Consider the following 20,502-nt stretch of genomic DNA (forward strand, 5'->3'; position numbering starts at 1 on the left):
CGCCCTACGTCCCTTCCACGAGTCGGTCGGCCACGTCGAGCACGTGCCGTCCCGCGGTCACCGGCAGGCATCGCCCCTCGACCGGGCCGATCTGCCGTGCCCACCGCTCGGGCACCGCCGCCTCGCCGCGTCCCGCCCCGGCGAGGGCGCCGGCGATGGCCGCGGTGGTGTCGGCGTCCCGTCCCAGGTTCGCCGCGATCACCACGGACTCCTCGACCTCTCCCCCGCCCATCAGGTAGGCGGCGAAGGCGAGGGCGACGGCTTCGGGAGCCAGATCCGTCCACGGGTAGTGCCGGACCACGACCGCCTCGTGCAGCCGCCCGGCGACGTCGCCGGCTCCGGGGCCGAGGGCCTCGCGGGCGCGGTTGACGCTGCGGGCGGTCCACGAGTCCTCGGGGATCACGCCGAGACCGGCCGTGACCGCCTCGTCCGGGGAGGCGCCCGCCATCGCGGCGGCCACCGCCCCGGCGACCGCACGGCCGCCGAGGATGCCCTCCCCCGAGTTGCTCACGCTGCCGTCGACCTCCACCAGACGGGCGGCCTCGCCGGGGTCACCCGCGGCGAAGATCCCGTACGGTGCGGCGCGCATGGCCAGGCCGTCCGACCAGCCGTGGCGGTGCCACTGGCCGGTCAGCGGTGGCCGGAGTCCCCGCCGGAGTGCCTGGACGGCACCGAGCTCGGAGAAGCCCGCGCCCTTCATCGGCCCGTCGATCAGCGGGATGATCTCCTGGTGGTAGGCCTGGACGACGTCCTGGGAGGTCAGCGCGTGCCCGTGCCGGATGAGCAGGGAGGCCGCGAAGATGGTGTACTCGGTGTCGTCGGTGCCGCCGCCGTCGATCTCGGTCAGCCTCCCCCAGCGGGCGGCGATCTGTTCGGGCGAGAGGTTCTCCGCCGGGCGCCCGAGGGCGTCGCCGGCCGCGAGGCCGAGCAGACATCCCCGGGCGCGCCCCCGATGTGTCAACGTCACTGGTTGTACCGCTCCAGCACCTTGTTGCCCTCGTCGACCAGCTTCTTCGCCACCTCGTCAATGGTGATCTTGTTGGCGAAGTACTGCTGCAGGGTCGGCGTGGCCACCTTGCTCTTCCACTCGTCGAAACCGTTGACCTTCAGGAACGGCGCGACCACGAGGTTCTTGGCCGATGCGGTCGCCACGTTCCAGCCGTTCTCCTCGGCCGTCATGGCGGGATCGCCCGCGGCCTTGACGGAGGTCGGCAGCAGCCAGTCGCCCTTGGCGAGCTTGACCTGGTTGGAACCGTTGAGGAAGAAGGAGACGAACTTCAGCGACTGCTCGGGATACTTGCTGTCCGCGGCGACCGACAGCGTCTGCGAGACGGCCCCCTGCTCGGAGCCGACGCCCTTCAGCGGCGGGAGGGTGATCCACTCGAAGCCGTCCGGCGCCTGCTCCACGACCTGCTGGCGCAGGTAGACGCCGGCGGGCAGCATCGCGTACTTGCCGGCGTAGAAACCGGGCAGCGGATCGGCCGAGCCCATGCCGAGCGCGGACGGGTCGGCGGACCTGTCCTTGTAGAGCTGGTCGTGGATGCGCTGGAGCACCTCCCGCTCCTCGGCGCCGACCTTGACCGTCGTCTTGCCGCCGGCGTCGGTCTGGAAGAAGGTGCCGCCGAAGTTCAGGGCGAGGTTGAGCACCTTGTTGACCGGCGACTTCATCGGCCAGGCGACGCCGTAGGTGTCGCCCTTGGTGAGTTTCTTGGAGATCTCGGCGAACTCGTCCCACGTCCACGGATCGTCCGAGGTCGGCATCCGCACGCCCGCCGCCTCGAGCAGCTTCTTGTTGGCGATGGTGACCTGCGACTCCTGCAGGAACGGCACACCGTACACGCCCTGGCCGCCCTTGCCGTCACCGAAGGTGACGGTGTCCCAGGCGGGCTGCGGGATGTCGCTCTTCAGCTCGGCCGGGATCTTGTCCTTGATGTCCATCAGGTAGCCGCGGCTGGCGAATCCGGACAGGGCCGGGGAGTCGTCGTGGATGACGTCCGGCGGGTCACCGGCCTCGAAGGAGGTGACGAGCTGGTCGTTGACGTTGTCCCAGCTTCCCTGGATGTACTCGACCTGGATCTTGGGGTTGGCTTTGTTCCACTCGGCGACCAGCTCCTTGTTCGCGGCGATCGACTCCTTCTGCCAGGCGAGGCTCTGGAACTTGATCGTCACCGGCTCGTCGGGGGCGGCCGCGGGCGGTTCCGAGGCGCATCCGGCGACGAGCACGAGGAGGCCTGCGGCCAGCGCGGTCCTCATACGCATACGAGTTCTCCTATCGGGGGGGTGAGGTTATCCCTTGACGGCGCCGGCCATGAGGCCGGACTTCAACCGCCGCTGGATGAGTGCGAAGAACAGCAGGCTCGGGATCGTCGCCAGGAGTGAGGCGGCCGCCAGCGGCCCGAGCCGCACGACGCCCTCGGCGCCGGTGAACTTCACCAGCGTCAGCGGCAGGGTCGCCACATCCGGATCCTTAAGGACGATCAGGGCGAACAGGAACTCGTTCCAGGAGGAGATGAACGAGAACAGCAGGGTCGCGACCACTCCCGGGGCCAGCAGCGGGGCGACGACGCTCACCAGCGAGCGCACCCGCCCGGCCCCGTCCATCGCGGCGGCCTCCTCCAGCTCACGCGGTACGGCGCGCACGTAGCCCTGGAGCATCCACAGCGCGAACGGCAGCGTGAAGGTGACGTGCACGACGGTCAGCCCCGGCAACGTGTTCGCCAGGTCCAGCCCGCGCAGCACCATGAACAGCGGGATGATGATCAGGATGAACGGGAAAACCTGGCTGACCAGCACCCATCCGATCGCGATCCGGTTGACCAGCGAGCGGTGGCGGGCCAGCGCGTAGGCGGCGGGCAGCGCCAGGACCACGGTGAGCACCGAGCTGGCCGCCGCGACCACGAGGCTGCGCACGCCGCTGCCGACCAGGTCCTGCTCGCCGAAGGCGTCGGTGAAGTTGGCCGACGTCGGCGCGCGCGGGATCCACGTCGGGTGCAGGCTGGCCAGCTCCTGCGGCGTCTTCAACGCCGTGGACAGCAGCCAGACCAGGGGGAACGCCAGGAAGACGAGGTAACCGGCCAGGGCCAGATAACGCAGTGACCTGCCCATGTCAGCTCGCCTCCCGCATCTGCCGCCAGAGGTAGGCGCCGAGCACGGCCAGCACGACGATCACGATCGCCACACCCAGGGTGGCCGCGTAACCGAAGAAGCCGTAGCGAAAGGCCTCCTCGTAGGCGAAGAGCATGGGCAGGCGCGTCTGCCCGCCGGGACCGCCCTGGGTGAGGACGTAGATCAGCCCGAACTGGTTGATGTTCCAGACGAAGTCAAGCGAGGTGATGGCCACGATGACCGGGCGGAGCTGGGGCAGGGTGATGCTCCAGAACTTTCGCCAGACCCCCGCGCCGTCCACCTCGACGGCCTCGTACAACTCCTTGGGAACGCCCTGCAGCCCGGCCAGCAGCACCACCGTGGTCTGCGGCATACCGGTCCAGATCCCGACGACGATCACCGCGGGCAGCGCGACGGAGAAGTCGTTGAGCCAGTCGATCTCGGTGCCCAGCATGCCGTTGAGGATTCCGGCGTCCGGGTGGTAGACCAGTCGCCACATCAGCCCGACGACCACGGGCGGCATCGCCCACGGCACCAGTGCCAGCACCCGGGCGAACCCCCGGAACCGCAGATCCTGGTTGAGCAGCAGGGCCAGCCCCAGCGAGGCCAGGAACTGCAGCACCGTCACCGAGACCGCCCAGATCATCCCGATCCGGAACGACGCCCAGAAGTCCCCGTCGGAGAGCAGGTCCCCGAAGTTCGACAGCCCGACGAACGAGGTGACCGAGTTGCGCCCTGAGCGCGCGTCGGTGAACGCCAGGAAGATCCCGTAAAGCAACGGCCCCACGCTGAACACCAGCACGGGCACCAGCGCGGGCAGCATCAGCAGCAGCGCCTCACGCCCCTGCCGCCCGCCTCTCCGGGGTTTCCTCGGGCCCGCCGTCCTGACCGCCCGGTCCGCGGTGAGGGTCATGGCGTCTCCTCTCCTGCGGTCGAGGCCCTGACCACCAGGCGGGGCGGCACGGTGACCACCCTGGGTTCCCGCTCGCCGTTGCCCAGCCGGTCCAGAAGCAGTTCCGCCGCCGCCCTGCCCCGCTCGGCCGAGCCCAGGGAGACGCTGGTCAGGGCGGGCCAGGCGGCCGCGGCCATGTCGATGTCGTCCATGCCGGCCACCGCCACGTCCTCGGGCACCCGGCGGCCGGCCCGGCGCAGGACCTCCAGGGCGCCGAGCGCGATCAGATCGTTGGCGCACATGATCGCGTCCAGGTCGGGCGCCCTGGCCAGCAGCCGGCTCACTGCGGCCGCCCCCTCGGCGCGGTAGAAGTCACCGATCTCCACCAGGTTCTCGTCATATGGCAGGCCGAGGGCGGTGAGCGCCTCGGCGTAGGCGGTGGACCGGGCCGAACCGGGGACCGTGTCCAGCGGGCCGTTGACGAACCCGATCCGGCGGCGTCCCAGGGAGTGAAGGTGGTCCAGCGCCAGCCGTACACCGGTGCGGGAGTCGGCGCGGATGTTGTCCACCCGCGTGCCGTCCGGTACCGAGCCGATGATGACCACGGGGGCGCGGGCCGCCTCGACGGCCTTCAGGTGCGCCTCGCTCACCCTGAGCGGGATCATGATCAGCCCGTCCACGTAGCGCTCGCCGAGGCCGCGGAGCACGTCGATCTCGTCGGCGACGTCCGCGTCCGTGGAGTGCAGCACGAGACGGTATCCGGCGGCCTTCAGCACCGGCTGGATCTCGCGGATCATCGCCAGGTAGACCGGGTTGCCGATGTCGGCCATCGCGAAGGCCACCTGGTTGGTCCGGCGTGACTTAAGCGACCGGGCCACCGAGTTGGGGACGTACCCCAGCTCCTCAGCCGCACTGAGCACCCGGCGCACGGTGTTCTCGCGGGTCGGCAAACCGTTGAGGACGCGGGAGACAGAGGCGATCGAGACGCCCGCCCGTTCCGCGATCGTGGTGATCGTCGGCCCGTCGCTCACAGGGACCATGCCTTTCTGTAAACGTTTACCATGATCTTGAGGCTTACTGAAAACGTTTACGGGGTTAGAGGCATGTAACTCGCACGTAATAGAGATCGTCAAGTCACGATCAAATAACAGCAGGCGCGGCGAGTGGCGCCCCGACCGGTGGCGAGGGCCGTCAGGAACGCAGGTAGGCCAGGACCGCCAGGACGCGGCGGTGCTGGTCGCCGTCCTCGGCGTACAGGCCGAGCTTGGCGAAGATGCTGCGGATGTGCTTCTCCACGGCCCCGTCGCTGATCACCAGCTGACGGCCGATGGCGGGGTTGGATCTGCCCTCGGCCATCAGGCCGAGCACCTCGCGCTCGCGCGGGGTGAGCTGGGCGAGGGGGTCGTCACGGCGGCGCCGCACCATCAGCTGTGCCACCACCTGGGGGTCGAAGACCGTGCCGCCGGCCGCGACGGTGCGCAGGCCCGCCATGAAGTCGTCCACGTCCACGACGCGGTCCTTGAGCAGGTATCCCACCGCGCCCCTGGCGTCGGCGAGCAGGTCGTCGGCATAGGAGACCTCCACGTACTGGGACAGGATCAGCACCGGCGCCCCGGGCACCTTCCGGCGCGCCTCGACGGCCGCCCGCAGCCCCTCGTCCGTGAAGCCGGGCGGCATCCGCACGTCCACCACCGAGACGTCGGGCCGGTGCTCGGCGACGGCGGCCACCAGCCGGTCACCGTCCCCCACCGCGGCGACCACCTGGCAGCCGAACTCCTCCAGGAGCCTGATCAGGCCCTCCCTGATGAGCACCGCATCGTCGGCCACGACTACCCGCACGGAACCTCCGCCACTATGACCGTCGGCCCTCCGACGGGTGAATCGACAGCCAGCTCGCCGTCGACCGCCTTCAGGCGGTCACCGAGACCGGACAGGCCATGCCCCTTGGCGACATGTGCGCCGCCGACCCCATCATCCCCGATTGTCAGCATCAGGAAGTCACCCGTCCTGGTCAGCGTCACGGTGCAGATCGTGGCGTGGCTGTGCTTGGCGACGTTGGTGAGGCACTCCGCGACGACGAAGTAGACGCTGTTCTCCACGGCGGCGGGGAACCGCCCCTCCACCTGGACGTCCAGCTCGACGGGGACGGTGCAGCGCCCGGCGAGCGCGGCGAGCGCGGGAGCCAGGCCGCGGTCGCTGAGGACCGGAGGGGCGATGCCGCGAGAGAGGGCACGCAGCTCGTCCAGCGTCTCGCGGGTGGAGGTGATGGCCTGGCCGAGCATCTGCTCGACCCCCGCCGGGTCGCGCCTGAGCTGGCGCTGTGCCCGTGACAGGTCCATGGCCAGGGAGACCAGGCGCTGCTGCGGCCCGTCATGGATGTCGCGCTCCAGCCGGCGCAGCGCGTTGGCCTCGGCCGACACCGCGGCGGCCCGGCCCTCGGCCAGGTCGTCGATGCGATCGTGCAGCTCGGCCACCCCGGTCAGCAGGGCCCTGCCGAGCCCGGCCTGGATGAGCGCGGCGCTCCGCACGACCGGCGAGAGGGTGATCGCGAACAGCACGCCGATGACCGTGTTGATCACCACCTCGACCCAGAGGCTGTTCCCCAGGCCGAGGAGCGGGCCGAGCCCGCCGTCGTTGCCGGGGATGGCGTAGACGATCCACCCGTAGAGCGGGTAGGTGAGGCCGAGGATCGTCCCGGCCCACCAGACCACCGCGAAGACGAAGGTCACGATGGAGATCGGGAAGGCCACGATGCCGTAGAGCAGGTCGAGCCAGGACTGGCCGTTGGTGAGCGGATTGATCATCTTGCGGAACCATCCGGCGCCCTGCGGGGCGGGCCGGTACCTCGGCCTGGCGACGGGGCGGCCGAGCACCTCGGGCAGCCAGCGCCGCTCGACGTCCGCGAAGCCCCGGGCGACCAGGAGTGTCGTCGCGAGGACGGGCAGACCCACGAACACCACGACCAGGCCCGTCCCGGCGGAGAAACCGGCCACCATGAGGACGAACCAGATGACGGAGAGGGGAAAGCCCACGACCAGGTAGCGGGTGTCGGAGCCGATGCGGCGGAGGAGGGTTCTCATACCGCCAACGCTATGAGTACAGGCCACCGCAATCGACCCTGCGCACCCGCTTACCGGGGTGGGGCCAGCACTACCCCCGAGGGTGGGGAGATCCGGCGAGAAGAGTGCTGCGTGCGTCACTGCGCCGCCGGGGTTCCGGCAGGAGGCTTTTCACACAGCCTTTCCCGAGGTTTCCACTCGCCCTCCCGAAGAATCGAGACCCCCTTGACCGCCGTGATCCCCGGCCCGGCAACACGTCCGACAGCCCGCACGGCACCGGTGTCCGCCGGTCGTGACCCGTTCATCGACGTGCTCCGCGTGTTCGGCATGGCCCTGGTGGTGCTCCAGCACTGGAGCATGCCGGTGCTCTCCTTCGCCGACGGCCGGATCACCACCGGCAACGCGCTGGCCACCGGGAACGGCTGGATGATCACATGGATCGGCCAGGTGATGCCGCTGGTCTTCTTCGCCGGGGGTGCGGCGGGTGCGATCAGCAGGCGCGCCGCCGTACGGCGCGGTGAGGCCGCTCCCGCCTGGCTGGCGACGCGCCTGCGCCGCCTGGCCTGGCCGGTGGTGCCGCTGGCGGCGGTCTGGCTGCCCCTCCCCCACCTGCTCCTGACGCTCGGCATGCCGGAGCAGCCGGTCATCACCGCCTCGCGGCTGGCCGGACAGCTTCTCTGGTTCCTGGCGATCTATCTTGTCGCGGTGGCGCTGACCCCGCCGATGCTCAGGCTCAACATGGCGTACGGCTGGCGGGTGCCGGCCACGCTGGCGGCGGGGGCGGTGGCGGTGGACCTCCTGCGCTTCACCAGCGGTCTGGACGTGGCGGGTCTCCCCAACACCGTGCTGATCTGGCTGACGGTGCACCAGCTCGGCTTCCTGTACGCCGACGGGCGGCTGGGCCGCCCCTGGATCCTGGCGGCGGCCGGGTACGGTCTGGCCGCGGCACTGGTGACCTTCGGCCCCTACCCGCTCAGCATGATCGGGATGCCGGGTGCCGCCGTCTCCAACATGGCACCGCCCACGCTCGCGCTGCTCTCGGTCGGGGTCGGCCAGATCGGGCTGGCGCTGGCGCTGCGCCGCTGGATCGTCTCATTCGCGGAGTGGCCCGGGGTGTCTAGGGTGCTCGGCTGGGCCGGCGGCCGGATGATGACCCTCTATCTGTGGCACATGAGCGCGCTGTTCGTCATCGTCTCGATGGTCGTGGTGGGCCTGGGAGTCTCCACCCCCGAGCCGGGCACCTCGGCCTGGGTCTCCGGCTGGCCGCACTGGCTGCTCATGCTCGCCCTGGCGATGTGGCCGCTGCTGCGGGGTCTCGCGCGGTTCGAGACGCCCCCCTCGGCCAGGCCGTACACCGGGGGAATGGCCAGGATCGTCGTGGCCACCGTGCTGGTGGGACTGGGGCTGCTCACACTCACCGCGATCGGCTTCGTCCCGGGGACGGCTCCCCTGCTCGGGGCGGGCGCGATCGTGGCGGGCCTGGCGCTCACCGGCCCGTCCTTTCGCACCTCGCCCGCCTCACGGGCGGGCGTTCCCGGACCGCGTCCGCTCCCGGATCACTCTCGGCACGCCTGACGACTCCGGCACCTCAGCCGACATCAAGTCCTTTTAGTAACTGTTTATGCCAAAAAAAGTGATCATAACTACATAACGTTACATATTTTACGCGAAATGTAATGCCGACCATCGCCGCCCCCGGTTCGACCACCACAAGTTCTTCGGCAGTATTGGAACTGTGAGCCTTGTAGACCGCCTGCCAGAAGAGATCGACGCCGACCCCGATGCCATCTTCGACGCCTTCGTCGAATGGAACTCCGAGCGAGGGCTGACCCTCTACCCCGCACAGGAGGAGGCGCTGATCGAGGTGGTCTCGGGGAACAACCTGATCCTGGCCACCCCCACCGGCTCGGGCAAGAGCCTGGTCGCCGCCGGAGCCCACTTCACCGCGCTGACCAAGGATGTCCGCACCTTCTACACCGCCCCGATCAAGGCACTGGTGTCCGAGAAGTTCTTCGACCTGTGCGAGGTCTTCGGCACCGAGAACGTCGGGATGATGACCGGCGACGCGAGTGTGAACCCCGGGGCGCCGATCATCTGCTGCACCGCGGAGATCCTCGCCAACGTCGCACTGCGCGACGGCGCACAGGCCGACATCGGCCAGGTGGTGATGGACGAGTTCCACTTCTACTCCGAACCCGACCGCGGCTGGGCCTGGCAGGTGCCGCTCCTGGAACTGCCGAACGTGCAGTTCGTTCTGATGTCGGCGACACTGGGCGACGTCACCAGGTTCGAGGAGGACCTCACCCGGCGCACCGGCAGGCCCACCGCCGTGGTGAAGAACGCCGAGCGCCCGGTCCCGCTGGTCTACTCCTACCGGATGACCCCCCTCCACGAGACGCTGGAGGAGATGCTCACCACCAACCAGTACCCGGTCTACGTCGTCCACTTCACCCAGGCCTCGGCCATGGAGCGGGCGCAGGCGCTGATGAGCATCAACATGTCGACCAAGGCCGAGAAGGAGGCGATCGCCTCCATGATCGGCCACTTCCGGTTCACCACCAGGTTCGGCAAGGCGCTCTCCCGCCTGGTGCGGCACGGCATCGGCGTACACCACGCCGGGATGCTCCCGAAGTACCGCCGCCTGGTGGAGCGGCTCGCCCAGGCGGGCCTGCTGAAGGTCATCTGCGGCACCGACACGCTCGGCGTCGGCGTCAACGTCCCGATCAGGACCGTGCTCTTCACCGCGCTGTCGAAGTACGACGGCAACAGGGTGCGGCGGCTGCGCGCCCGCGAGTTCCACCAGATCGCCGGACGGGCCGGGCGGGCCGGATTCGACACCATCGGCTACGTCGTCTGCCAGGCCCCCGACCACGTGGTGGAGAACGAGAAGGCACTGGCCAAGATCGGCGACGACCCCAAGCGGCGGCGCGGATTCGCCCGCAAGAAGCCGCCGGAGGGCTTCGTGGGCTGGAGCGAGGAGACCTTCGAGAAGCTGCAGAGCGCCGAACCGGAGCCGCTGAACTCCCGGTTCAAGGTCAGCAACGCCATGCTCCTCGCGGTGATCAACCGGCCCGGCGACTGCTACGCGGCCATGCGCCACCTGCTCACCGACAACCACGAGGACCGCAAGTGGCAGCGGCGGCACATCAGCCAGGCCATCGCGATCTACCGGTCGCTGCTGGCCGGAGGCGTGGTGGAGAAGCTGGACGAGCCCGACGAGCACGGCCGGATGGCCCGCCTGACCGTCGACCTGCAGGAGGACTTCGCGCTGAACCAGGCGCTCTCCACCTTCGCGCTGGCCACCCTCGAACTGCTCGACATCCAGGCGCCGAACTACGCCCTGGACATGGTCTCGATCATCGAGTCGATTCTCGACGACCCTCGCCAGATCCTGTCCGCGCAGCTCAACAAGGCACGCGGCGAGGCGGTGGCGCAGATGAAGGCCGACGGCATCGAGTACGAGGAGCGGATGGAGCTCCTCAACGAAGTGACCTATCCGATGCCGCTGGCCGACATGCTGCTGGGCGCGTACGAGACCTACCGGCGCGGCCATCCCTGGGTGGGCGACTACACGGTCAGTCCCAAGAGCGTCATCCGCGACATGTACGAGCGGGCGATGACCTTCGCCGACTACGTGCAGTTCTACGAGCTGACCCGGTCCGAGGGCACGGTCCTTCGCTATCTCGCCGACGCCTACCGCACCCTGTCGCGGACCATCCCCGAGCACCTCAAGACCGAGGACCTGGTCGACCTCATCGAGTGGCTCGGCGAACTGGTCCGGCAGGTCGACTCCAGCCTGCTGGACGAGTGGGAGCAGCTGCAGAACCCGACCGGGGAGCTGGAGGCGCCCTCCCTGGAGGAGAGCACCAAGCCGGTCACCGCCAACACCCGCGCGTTCCGCGTGCTGGTCCGCAACGCGATGTTCCGCCTGATCGAGCTGGCCGCCCTGGAGAACGAGCAGGAACTGGAGCAACTGGCCCCCGACGTCGACTGGGGCGCCGCGCTCGACGCCTACTACGCCGACCATGAGGAGATCGGCACCGGCCCGGACGCCCGGGGGCCCGGCCTGCTCCGCATCGAGGAGGAGAAGGAGTTCTGGCGGGTCCGCCAGGTCGTCTCCGATCCGGCCGGCGACGGCGACTGGGGCATCGACGCCCAGGTCGACCTGGCCGCCTCCGACGAGGAGGGCCGCGCCGTGGTCCACGTCATCGGCCTGAACCGCCTCTGACATCCCCGAGGCGGGCCCGCCGCCCGATTGCCCGAGAGCGCGGAAACACCGGGCTCGACCGGCGAGAATGACGGGATGAGCGACGAAGCGATCAGGCAGGTGCTCGGCCTGCTCTACCAGGAGGACACGCTACGGGTGCTGGCGACCCTGGCACTGGGCGGCAAGCCCGAGGAGGAGTCCGGCCTCGACCGGGAGGCGGTCAGGCGCGCGCTGGACCGCCTGGAACGCGGCGGGCTCGCCGTTCGGGGGGAGGGCGGCGAGTGGCAGGTGCGGCGCGAGCGGTTCCGCGAGCTGCTGCACACCACGGCCAGGCCCGCGTCCCCGGTCTCCCCCGAGGAGAAGGTGCTGCGCTCCTTCCTCGTCGAGGGGCGGCTGCGGGCGATCCCCAGCAAGCGGGACAAGCAGTTGATCGTGCTCGACTACGTGGTCCAGGTCTTCGAGCCGGGGGTCCGCTACCCGGAGAAGGAGGTCAACGTCGCACTGCGCGCCTTCCACGACGACTACGCGGCGCTGCGCCGCTATCTGGTCGATGAGGGCATGCTCACCAGGGAGAACAACGTCTACTGGCGCAGCGGCGGCTCCGTCGAGGCTTGAATCAGCCGTAGTACCTCCTCGCGCCGTCGTGCAGGGGCACCGGCTCGGTCTTCTGCGCGTTGTCGCGGCTGATCTCCCCGGCCACAGGGTGGATCTTCTCCAGCTCCGCTCTGCGCTCGAAGAGCAGCCTCGTCAGGCTCTCCACCAGGGCGGGGTCCATCTTCTCGTGCACCACGAGCAGGTTGGGCACCGAGATGGTCGACACGTCCGAGGGGGTGTCGTAGACGTCCTTGGCGATCGTGCCCGGGGCGTACGCCGAGCCGTGCTCGGCGCGCATCGCGGGCAGCACCCCGTCCAGCGGTACGAAGGCGACCTGCCCCCCAAGCGAGGTCAGCAGATCGGTGATGCCCGGTGTCGGCAGGCCACCCGACCAGACCAGGGCGTCGAGGTCACCGTCCTTGAGGGCCTGCACACTCTCCGGCAGTCCCAGCGACTGGCGGGTGACGTCCTCCTCCGGGTCGAGACCGGCCGCCTTCAGCAGGCGCAGCGCGATCACCTCGGTGCCGGAGTTGGGCGAGCCGGTGGAGACCCGCTTGCCCCTGAGGTCGGCGACGGATCTCACTCCGGAGCCGGTGGTGGCGACCACCTGCGTGTGGTTGTCGTAGAGGCGGGCGACGGCGCGGATCGGCTGGGGCGCGCTGAAGGCGCCTTTGCCCGTGACGGCGTCGGCGGCGGAGTCGGCCAGGGTGAAGGCGATGTCGGAGTCACCCCTGACGACCCGCTGGATGTTCTCCACCGAGGCGCCGGTCGCCTCGGCCGTGGCCTGGTAGCCGGGGATGTTCTTGCCGATCTGGTCGGCCAGGCCCCCGCCGAGGACGTAGTAGACGCCCGTGGTGTTGCCGGTGGCGATCGACAGTCTCTTGCCCGTGGCCTGGTCGGCCGACCTGTCTCCGCCACAGCCGGCCAGGAACAGCAGCCCCGCCGCCAGCAGGGCGATCCCGCGTCTGACTGTCAATGCTCCGCCTCTCGTTCGCGTGTCACCAGATGGAGGGAGACGACCACGGCCAGGAGCACCGCTCCGGCGAGCGCGGGCAGCGGCGACAGGAACAGCAGCAGGATCGCCGCCACCGCGCACAGCGCCCGCTCGACCGGCCCCGCCGGACCGAGCAGCCGCCCGCCGGTGGCGGCGGCCAGCGCGGCGACCGCCACCGCCGAGACCGTCGTGGCCGCCAGGATCTCCCCGAACGTGCCCTGGGCCAGCAGCCCGGCCCCGCCAGGGGTCAGCACGAAGGCGAAAGGCACCAGGAACGCGGGAAGGGTGTACTTCCAGGTGGTCATCATGGTCCGGTAGGCGTTGCCCCCGGTGATGGCCGAGGCCGCGAAGGCCGACAGCGCCGTGGGCGGACTGACCTCCGACAGCACCGCGTAGTAGAAGATGAACATGTATGCCTCGGCCTGGCTGACACCGAGATCCGTCAGCGCGGGTCCGATGACGACCGCCGCGATGACGAACGACGCGGTCACCGGCACCGCCAGACCGAGCACGAGCACCGCGACCGCGCACAGCAGCGCGGTGACGGCGAGGAGCCCGCCCGAGGCGCCGACGATCAGGGAACTCGCCTTGAGGCCCAGCCCGGTGAGCGTGACGACGGCGACGATCAGTCCGGCGGCGGCGCAGGTCGCCGCGACCGGCAGCACCCCGGTCGTCCCCGCGGCCAGGGCCCTGGCCGCCCTGCGGGGGGTCAGGGCGTGCTCGGAGTCGAGGAAGGAGAGCGCGAGGGCGAGCAGCGTGGCGTACACCACGGCGCGGAACGGCGACTGGCCGAGCGCCATCAGGACGACGATCACGAACAGCGAGCTGAAGTGGTAGCCGAACCGCCTGATCAGCGGCCAGAGGCTGGGCGCGTCCACCTCGACCGCCCGTGTCCCGTACCTGCGGGCGTCCATCTCGATGGCCAGGAAGATGCCCAGGTAGTACAGGACGGTGGGAATGGTGGCGTAGAGCAGCACCGTCAGGTAGCTCACCCGCATGTACTCGGCGATGATGAACGCCGCGGCGCCGAGGGTCGGGGGCGACAGGATCGCTCCGATGCCCGCCGCCGCGAGCACTCCGCCCCCCTGCTCGGGCGGGTATCCGGCCCGGCGCAGAATCGGCCAGGCGACGCTGCCCACGCTCACCGTCGTCGCGACGCCGGAACCGCTGACCGTACCGAGCAGGAATCCGGCGAGGGTGACCGTGCGGCCCGGCGCCGAGCGCGAGCGGCGGAACGCGGCCAGTGAGACGTCCACGAAGAACTTCCCCGCCCCGGAGTGGTCGAGGACGGCACCGTAGACGGTGAACAGGATGATGTAGGTGGCCGCCACGTCGAGCGGCACGCCGTACACGCCGTCGGTGCCCATCACGAACGAGACGACGATCCGGTCAAGGTCGTAGCCGCGGTGCCCGACGACCCAGTCGAAGGGCAGGTAGCCACCGTAGTAGGCGTAGGCGGCGAACCCGACGCAGACCGCGGGCAGTATCCAGCCGACGGTGCGCCGGCAGGCCTCAAGCACCAGCAGGACGATGACCGCCCCGGCCGCCACGTCGAGGGTCGTCGGCTCGAAGGCGCGCCGGATGAAGTCGTCGAAGACCGCCAGCGGGTAGAGACAGGCCACGAGCGCCAGCGCGGCGAGCGCCCAGTCGTCGGCGCCCGGCCGGTCGGTGCCCCGCCGCCCCGGCTTGTAACAGACGAAGGTGAGCGGCAGCACGACCGCGAGGAAGAGCATCCGGTATGGGAGAACGGGGCCGGGCCGGAACACGCGGTAGAGGACGTACAGCGACAGGCCGAGGGCGACCAGCGTGACGGCCTGTGCCACCGGGCCGGAGAGGCGCCGGGCGGGCCGTTCCGCGTCGAACTCCGCGATCAACTCATCCGCTGATGTGGTGCTCGTCAACCGTCGTCTCCACGTGTGAGCCGCGATATTCGACTGCAGGTTATCGAGAAGGTTGACTCTCATCTGTCAGAACGGGTCACAGTCGCGTCACGCCCGCCCCGCGGGAGACCTCTGCCCGACGGCGTGGCGAGGCGAGCGTCAGGCGGCGGGATCGAGACACACGACCACCGATGCCGGCCGGTCAACGGCACACGGCGAGGCTCGACGGTGGGAGCCGCCGGAGGGAGGGCGCGGTCAGCCGCCCGAGGTGTCGGTCTCGGCGTCGGCGCAGGGGACCGCGCGGTCGTAAGGGTCGTCGAGCCAGCCGGCGGGCAGGTGAACGCGGTCGCGCGGGTTGGTCTTGCCCCGGGGGACGTCCACGCCCTCGGGCCAGGGCTGGTCGGCGTCGAGTTCGGCGAGCCCCTCCCGCAGGCCGGCCAGGGTCTCGGAGGTGGCCAGGCGGCGACGGAGGGCGGAGCCGACGGTGAAGCCCTTGAGATACCAGCCGACGTGCTTGCGGAAGTCGGCCACGGCGTGCGGCTCGCTCTCGAAGCACTCGGCCAGCAGGGTGGCGTGCCGGTCCATGGTCGCGGCGACCTCGCCCAGCCGGGGACGGAGCCGCACGTCGCCGCCCTCGCACATGGCCGCCAGATCGGCGAAGAGCCACGGGCGCCCCAGGCACCCCCGGCCGACGACGACGCCGTCGCACCCGGTCTCGTCCATCATGCGGCGCGCGTCGCCGGCACTCCAGATGTCGCCGTTGCCGAGCACCGGGATCTCCGGCACGCTCTCCTTGAGCCGCGCGATCGCCTCCCAGTCGGCGGTTCCGCCGTAGTGCTGGATCGCGGTGCGGCCGTGCAGCGCGATCGCGGAGACGCCCTCCTCCACGGCGATCCGCCCGGCGTCCAGATAGGTCAGGTGGTCGTCGTCGATGCCCTTGCGCATCTTCATGGTCACCGGCAGCGTCCCGGCGTTGCGCACCGCCTCGCGCAGGATCCCCCGGAGCAGGTTCCGCTTGTACGGCAGGGCGGAGCCGCCGCCCTTGCGGGTCACCTTGGGCACCGGGCAGCCGAAGTTGAGATCGACGTGGTCGGCCAGGTCCTCCTCGGCGATCATGCGGACGGCCCTGCCGACCGTCACCGGGTCGATCCCGTAGAGCTGGAGGCTGCGGGGACGCTCGTCGGGCTCGAAGCGGATCATCTTCAACGTCTTGGGGCTACGTTCCACCAGCGCCCGTGTCGTGATCATTTCGCAGACGAACAGACCGCCGCCCTGCTCCCGGCAGAGGGCGCGGAACGCCGTGTTGGTTATCCCGGCCATCGGGGCGAGGACGACCGGCGGCCACACCTCCAGCGATCCCAGTTTCAACGACTCCACCTGGCTTTTCTACCGCACCGCGACGGACGGGACGAATCATCCGCTGGATATGGTGTACCTGGCGTAACCCGACGTGACATGGGAGGCCGCGGATGCTGCTGCGACTGCGGATCGCACTGCCCGACCAGCCGGGCTCGCTGGGGAAGGTCACCCGCGTCCTCGGCGTCGCGGGCGCGGACATCACCCAGGTGGTCGTCCTGGAGCGCGGCGAGGGCCGGGCGCTGGACGACATCACCGTCTACTGGCCCGACTCCGCTCCCAGGGAAACCCTGGTCGAGGGGTTGGAGAGCGTGCCGGGGGTGACGATCGAGGGTGTCTGGAGCACGCGCGAGGCACCGGGCACCTACCCGGAGCTGGAGATCCTCAAGTACATCACCACGGCGGGCGATCGGGCGCTGGCCACCCTGATCGACTCCATGCCCGTGCTGTTCAGCGCCGACTGGGCCGCGGCGGCGACCGAGAAGCTCCCTCGCGCGACCGTCCACTCCAGTTGGCGGGCTCCCGAGCAGGTCCCCTTCCCCGCCGAGACCCCTGCCCGCCCGACTTCCTTCACCCTCGACTCCGGCCTGCACGTGATCGCCGCCCCGCTGCCCCCGCTGGCCCTGACCTTCCTGCTGGCCCGCGCCGACGGCCCCGCCTTCCACCGCATCGAGGTGCACCGCCTCACCCGCATCCTGGAGATCTTCCTCACCCTGCCCGCGGTGGAACGCGCCGTCGTCCGTCAGTTGCGCCACCAGACCGGTTGAGCCGCCTGCGGCCACCGGGCGGGCGGCCGAACGTACGGTTACGCAACCGCGCGGAAAACCCGCTAGAGTTCTCTCGTCGCCACCGGGAGCAAAACCCGGAGGAAACACGCGGAAGTGGCTCAGTGGTAGAGCATCACCTTGCCAAGGTGAGGGTCGCGGGTTCGAATCCCGTCTTCCGCTCGAAGGGTCTTCGGGCTCTCACTCCGGTGGAGTGGCCGAGAGGCGAGGCAACGGCCTGCAAAGCCGTCTACACGGGTTCAAATCCCGTCTCCACCTCTGGTCCTTCCCCATGCGGACGATTAGCTCAGCGGGAGAGCGCTTCCCTGACACGGAAGAGGTCACAGGTTCAATCCCTGTATCGTCCACCCACATCAAAGGCCGTTTCCCCCAGCGGGAAACGGCCTTTTTCGATCTTCTGAGCGACCAGGCCGCCTTGTCCCCGGCGGCGAGGGCCGGATCCGGTCGCCGCGCTCCGGGGCCTTGGCCCGCACCGGCCTTCGGCGGGCACACCACCGCTGTCAGCCCGCCGGGTCGGCTTCCGCGGCATGACGTCGCCGTGGCCGCCAAAGGCGGGTCCTTCCGCGTGTGCCGGCCCGGACACGGACGAGCTGACACCTCACCGAGCCCACAGGAGTCCCCCGGCGACGCGCACCCGGCCGATGACGCCCGCGCCCGTCTACTTGAGGACCGTCGTGGCCGTTGACATGCCGGTCCAGCGGCCCACAAGTCACCTTCAAGACGGTCACGACACGCTCACCCCGAGTTGACCACGACGGATCTTCGCCGTCATCCCGGCGAACGTGGTCGCGTCCAGGTGTCCGTCCCATTCGCGGGGAGACAGGATCATGCGCAGGAGACACTGCGGCGGGGGCGGCTCCCATGCCGGTCCGCCGGCACGGGACGTGGGCCGGCACGATGCCCCGGCGGACGCCTGGCAACCGCCGCACTCTTCCTCGCGCGAGGTGAGCCGCCGATGAAGACCGCCGAGATCGTGCGCGTGACGTTGGGCAACGGGCTGCGGGTGGTCGTCGCGGAGGAGCGCTCCGCGCCCATCACGGGCGTCGCCGTCCACTACGACGTCGGCTTCCGCGCGGAGACCGAAGACAGGTCGGGCCTGGCGCACCTGTTCGAACATCTGATGTTCCAGGGGGAGGCGGGCAGCGAACTCGACCACTTTCAGCAGGTCGAGAGCATCGGGGGCTTCTGCAACGCCTCCACCCGGCAGGACTACACCGACTTCTACAACGTCGTCCCCGCCGAGGCCGCCGCCCAGGTGATCGCATTGGAGGCCGCTCGCATGCGAGCCCCGAAGATCACCGAGCGGGCCATCCTGGCCCAGACCTCGGTCGTGCGGGAGGAGGTCCTGGGCAAGATCCGCAAGCCCTACGGCGGTCTCCCCTGGCCCAGGCTGTCACCCGTGCTCTTCCGCGACTTCGCCAACGCGCACGACGGGTACGGCGACTACACCGCCCTCCAGCAGGTCACCCTTCAGGACTGTGAGGACTTCTTCGACCGCCACTACAGCCCGGCCAACGCCGTGGTGACGGTCGCGGGCGACGTCGAGGCCGACGCGGTGCTGGAGGTCGTCGGTCGCACGTTCGGGGAGATCCCGCCCCGGCCCGCCCCCACGCTCACCTCCCGCTGGGAGCCGGAACCGGCCGGGCGACTGGAGGCCGGGTACACCGACGCTCTGGCGCCGCTTCCCGCCTTCGCCATCGGCCACCGGGTGCCCGACCCGGCCACTGACCCGCGAGCCCACTTCGCGCTGGCCGCCCTCGCCGACGTGCTGGCCGGAGGCTCCCAGCCGCGGCTGCGTGAGCGACTGCGGTGTGAGACGGGGCATACCATCATCTTCTCCACCCGTGTCGGTCTGTTCGACTTCCTCGACGCCCGCGACCCCGACATGTGGATCCTCACCGCGGTCCATCCGAAGGAGTTGCCGGCCGAGCAGGTGCTGGCCGCCGTGGACGCCGAACTGGAGGAGATCGGCGCGCTCGGGCCCACCGGCGAGGAGGTGTCGCGCTGGCGCACCAGATGGGTCAACTCCCATCACCGGTCCATGGACCAGCTCGCCAACCGGGTGCGCATGATCGGGCGCTTCGAGCTGTTGTTCGGTGATCCCGGCCGCGTCGCGCGGCTGCCCGAGCTGTGCGCCGAGGTGACCGCCGCCGATGTGGCGGCGGCGGCGCGCGGCCTGCGCCCGGATTCCCGCGCGCTGCTCAGGGCCGTTCCCGAGGAGGGGCGATGAGTAACGCGGTCGTGGATCGCACCCTGGGGAACGGCCTGCGCCTGCTGGCCCTGCGACACGGCGTCACCCCCCTGGTCGAGGTGCGTCTTCACCTTCCCTCGCCCTGTCCGACCCGGGGCGCTCTGGCCGAGTCCGTGCTGCTGGCGGCCTGCCTGTCGCAACGGCAGGGCGCGGACGACGGCGTGGAGCTGAGCGTGGTGGCCGACGTCCACAAGACGACCGTCACCGCCTCCTGCTCCGTGCACGCCCTGGACTCCCTCATGTCGGCGCTGGCAGAGGTGGTGGAGGGGGTGCCCGCCGAGGTGGAGTCGGTGCGTGGACAACTGATCGCGCAGCTCAGGATGGTCAGGGCTCACCCCGACGTCGCGGTCAGGTCCGAGCTGGCGCGGCACCTGTTCGGCGGCCACCCGCTTGGCTTCCAGATGCCGGAGGATGACGAGCTGGCCGGGATCGCGGAGCTGCGGCGCCGACCGTTCGACCCTCGCGGCGCCGTCCTGATGATCCTCTCGCCGGACGACCCCGAGCAGATGGCCGACGCCGTGGAGAAGGCGCTGGCCGGCTGGCGGCCGCTCGCACGGAGCGCACCGCCGCTGCCGCCGCCTCCCGGGGTCGAGGGTGGCCGGCTGACGCCGCTGCCGCGGCCGGGCGCGCAGCAGTCTCGCATCCGGCTGCGCGCGCAGGCGGTGACCGCAGAGCACGAGCGCTATCCGGCGCTCTTCCTGGCCTGCAACGTCCTGGGCGGCTACCTCTCCTCCCGGCTGTCGAGAAGCCTGCGCGAGGACAAGGGCTACGTGTACGGCGTCACCACGTTCTTCGACCTCCAGCACGGCAGCGGGCTGCTGGCGATCGAGGCCGACACCGCGGCCGGCACCACGAGCGCCGCGATGGAGGCGCTGGCCGCCGAGCTCCGCGGGATGCGGACGCGTCCCCCCACGAGACAGGAGATCCAGGCCGCCCGCGCCTACGCCCTCGGTTCGATGGCGACCCGCCTGGCCCCGCGTGCCGCCTTCGCCTCCTCACTCGCCGACCTGGCCGCCAAGGGCATGGACCCGCTCTGGCTGCTCGGCTTCTCGCGCCGCCTGGCCGCCGTGACGCCGGACGCCGTGGCGGCGGTGGCCGAGGAGTTCCTCGCTCCCGAGCGCTTCTCCGGCGTGGTCGCCGCTGATCCCGAAGCGCTCCCCCGCCCCCTCACCCTCACCGAGCTGGAGTAGGGACACGACGGTCAGGACCGGGCGGTCGCCGCCGCCCGGCCGGCCGGTGACGCCCCGGCGGCGCGTCGCCGGCCGGGCGGGCCGCGGCGACCGCCCGGTGCAGACCGTCGTGTCCCAACACCCGCGCGGTGGGGGTGTGGGGGCCGGGGGGCGCGTCGGGTGGAGCGGCGTCCACGCCGGGGAAACGCA

At 70.4% G+C, this 20,502-nt stretch carries 16 protein-coding genes and 3 tRNA genes; 9 read left to right on the forward strand and 10 right to left on the reverse strand.

Going from position 1 to position 20,502, the window contains the following annotated elements; translation table 11 throughout:
• Positions 1-4: 4 nt before the first annotated feature.
• From AB0J58_RS19160 to AB0J58_RS19190, 7 genes are all read right to left on the reverse strand, one after another.
• The gene (locus tag AB0J58_RS19160; protein WP_364217315.1) at positions 5-967 is read right to left on the reverse strand and encodes an ADP-ribosylglycohydrolase family protein; all 963 of its coding nucleotides are present in this window, start codon (positions 965-967) and stop codon (positions 5-7) included.
• Positions 964-2,259: a sugar ABC transporter substrate-binding protein gene (locus tag AB0J58_RS19165; protein WP_364217317.1), complete on the reverse strand. Its 1,296-nt coding sequence runs from the start codon at positions 2,257-2,259 to the stop codon at positions 964-966. Before AB0J58_RS19165 ends, AB0J58_RS19160 begins: the two co-directional genes overlap by 4 nt.
• A gap of 27 nt (positions 2,260-2,286) precedes the next feature.
• Positions 2,287-3,105, reverse strand: a complete 819-nt coding sequence (locus AB0J58_RS19170) for a carbohydrate ABC transporter permease (protein WP_364217319.1) — start codon at positions 3,103-3,105, stop codon at positions 2,287-2,289.
• A 1-nt stretch (position 3,106) separates the two neighbouring features.
• Positions 3,107-4,018 carry a sugar ABC transporter permease gene (locus AB0J58_RS19175; protein ID WP_364217321.1) on the reverse strand — a complete coding sequence of 304 codons (912 nt, stop codon included), beginning with the start codon at positions 4,016-4,018 and terminating at the stop codon, positions 3,107-3,109.
• Positions 4,015-5,028: a LacI family DNA-binding transcriptional regulator gene (locus tag AB0J58_RS19180; RefSeq protein ID WP_364217323.1), complete on the reverse strand. Its 1,014-nt coding sequence runs from the start codon at positions 5,026-5,028 to the stop codon at positions 4,015-4,017. Before AB0J58_RS19180 ends, AB0J58_RS19175 begins: the two co-directional genes overlap by 4 nt.
• A gap of 160 nt (positions 5,029-5,188) precedes the next feature.
• Positions 5,189-5,836, reverse strand: a complete 648-nt coding sequence (locus AB0J58_RS19185; RefSeq protein ID WP_343965288.1) for a response regulator transcription factor — start codon at positions 5,834-5,836, stop codon at positions 5,189-5,191.
• Entirely contained in the window at positions 5,827-7,077 is a 1,251-nt protein-coding gene (locus tag AB0J58_RS19190) for a sensor domain-containing protein (RefSeq protein ID WP_364217325.1), read from the reverse strand. The genes AB0J58_RS19185 and AB0J58_RS19190 overlap by 10 nt, the downstream gene beginning before the upstream one ends.
• A 258-nt stretch (positions 7,078-7,335) precedes the next feature.
• Between AB0J58_RS19190 and AB0J58_RS19195 the strand changes: the two genes are divergently transcribed.
• From AB0J58_RS19195 to AB0J58_RS19205, 3 genes are all read left to right on the forward strand, one after another.
• Positions 7,336-8,631: an acyltransferase gene (locus AB0J58_RS19195; RefSeq protein WP_364217327.1), complete on the forward strand. Its 1,296-nt coding sequence runs from the start codon at positions 7,336-7,338 to the stop codon at positions 8,629-8,631.
• Between the two features lie 160 nt (positions 8,632-8,791).
• Positions 8,792-11,284, forward strand: coding sequence for a DUF3516 domain-containing protein (locus tag AB0J58_RS19200; protein ID WP_364217329.1), 2,493 nt, complete (start codon positions 8,792-8,794; stop codon positions 11,282-11,284).
• Positions 11,285-11,359: 75 nt separating this feature from the next.
• Positions 11,360-11,878 carry a DUF2087 domain-containing protein gene (locus AB0J58_RS19205; RefSeq protein ID WP_364217331.1) on the forward strand — a complete coding sequence of 173 codons (519 nt, stop codon included), beginning with the start codon at positions 11,360-11,362 and terminating at the stop codon, positions 11,876-11,878.
• 1 nt (position 11,879) lies between these two features.
• On the opposite strand, the gene AB0J58_RS19210 is transcribed toward AB0J58_RS19205, so the two are convergent.
• The 3 genes from AB0J58_RS19210 to dusB all read right to left on the reverse strand — a co-directional run bounded on the left by AB0J58_RS19210 (position 11,880) and on the right by dusB (position 16,108).
• Positions 11,880-12,833 carry a TAXI family TRAP transporter solute-binding subunit gene (locus tag AB0J58_RS19210; RefSeq protein WP_364217333.1) on the reverse strand — a complete coding sequence of 318 codons (954 nt, stop codon included), beginning with the start codon at positions 12,831-12,833 and terminating at the stop codon, positions 11,880-11,882.
• Positions 12,830-14,752 (reverse strand): TRAP transporter fused permease subunit, encoded by a 1,923-nt coding sequence (locus AB0J58_RS19215; protein ID WP_364217335.1) that lies wholly within the window; start codon positions 14,750-14,752, stop codon positions 12,830-12,832. The genes AB0J58_RS19210 and AB0J58_RS19215 overlap by 4 nt, the downstream gene beginning before the upstream one ends.
• Before the next feature lie 234 nt (positions 14,753-14,986).
• On the reverse strand, positions 14,987-16,108 hold the full coding sequence (gene dusB, locus AB0J58_RS19220; protein WP_364217337.1) for a tRNA dihydrouridine synthase DusB: 1,122 nt from the start codon (positions 16,106-16,108) through the stop codon (positions 14,987-14,989).
• Between the two features lie 92 nt (positions 16,109-16,200).
• Here dusB and AB0J58_RS19225 point away from each other — a divergent pair, with 92 nt between their 5' ends.
• The 6 genes from AB0J58_RS19225 to AB0J58_RS19250 all read left to right on the forward strand — a co-directional run bounded on the left by AB0J58_RS19225 (position 16,201) and on the right by AB0J58_RS19250 (position 20,313).
• Complete coding sequence (locus AB0J58_RS19225; RefSeq protein ID WP_364217339.1) at positions 16,201-16,854, forward strand: amino acid-binding protein; 654 nt, start codon at positions 16,201-16,203, stop codon at positions 16,852-16,854.
• 108 nt (positions 16,855-16,962) lie between these two features.
• Positions 16,963-17,034 (forward strand) — tRNA-Gly (locus AB0J58_RS19230).
• A 25-nt stretch (positions 17,035-17,059) separates the two neighbouring features.
• A tRNA-Cys gene (locus AB0J58_RS19235) sits at positions 17,060-17,130 on the forward strand.
• A gap of 17 nt (positions 17,131-17,147) precedes the next feature.
• A tRNA-Val gene (locus AB0J58_RS19240) sits at positions 17,148-17,219 on the forward strand.
• 608 nt (positions 17,220-17,827) lie between these two features.
• Positions 17,828-19,102 (forward strand): pitrilysin family protein, encoded by a 1,275-nt coding sequence (locus AB0J58_RS19245; RefSeq protein WP_364217341.1) that lies wholly within the window; start codon positions 17,828-17,830, stop codon positions 19,100-19,102.
• A complete protein-coding gene (locus AB0J58_RS19250; protein WP_364217343.1) occupies positions 19,099-20,313 on the forward strand; it encodes an insulinase family protein in 1,215 nt (404 codons plus the stop codon). Before AB0J58_RS19245 ends, AB0J58_RS19250 begins: the two co-directional genes overlap by 4 nt.
• Positions 20,314-20,502: the final 189 nt, after the last annotated feature.

The organism is Streptosporangium sp. NPDC049644 (assembly GCF_040675205.1).
GTDB lineage: Bacteria > Actinomycetota > Actinomycetes > Streptosporangiales > Streptosporangiaceae > Streptosporangium > Streptosporangium fukuiense.

What these genes read in the sequence shown, in the direction of transcription:
- AB0J58_RS19170 (WP_364217319.1), bottom strand. Translation starts at nt 3,105, where the DNA reads ATGGGCAGGTCACTGCGTTATCTGGCCCTGGCCGGTTACCTCGTCTTC.
- AB0J58_RS19245 (WP_364217341.1), top strand. Translation starts at nt 17,828, where the DNA reads ATGAAGACCGCCGAGATCGTGCGCGTGACGTTGGGCAACGGGCTGCGG.
- AB0J58_RS19205 (WP_364217331.1), top strand. Translation starts at nt 11,360, where the DNA reads ATGAGCGACGAAGCGATCAGGCAGGTGCTCGGCCTGCTCTACCAGGAG.
- AB0J58_RS19175 (WP_364217321.1), bottom strand. Translation starts at nt 4,018, where the DNA reads ATGACCCTCACCGCGGACCGGGCGGTCAGGACGGCGGGCCCGAGGAAA.
- AB0J58_RS19190 (WP_364217325.1), bottom strand. Translation starts at nt 7,077, where the DNA reads ATGAGAACCCTCCTCCGCCGCATCGGCTCCGACACCCGCTACCTGGTC.
- AB0J58_RS19225 (WP_364217339.1), top strand. Translation starts at nt 16,201, where the DNA reads ATGCTGCTGCGACTGCGGATCGCACTGCCCGACCAGCCGGGCTCGCTG.
- AB0J58_RS19250 (WP_364217343.1), top strand. Translation starts at nt 19,099, where the DNA reads ATGAGTAACGCGGTCGTGGATCGCACCCTGGGGAACGGCCTGCGCCTG.
- AB0J58_RS19165 (WP_364217317.1), bottom strand. Translation starts at nt 2,259, where the DNA reads ATGCGTATGAGGACCGCGCTGGCCGCAGGCCTCCTCGTGCTCGTCGCC.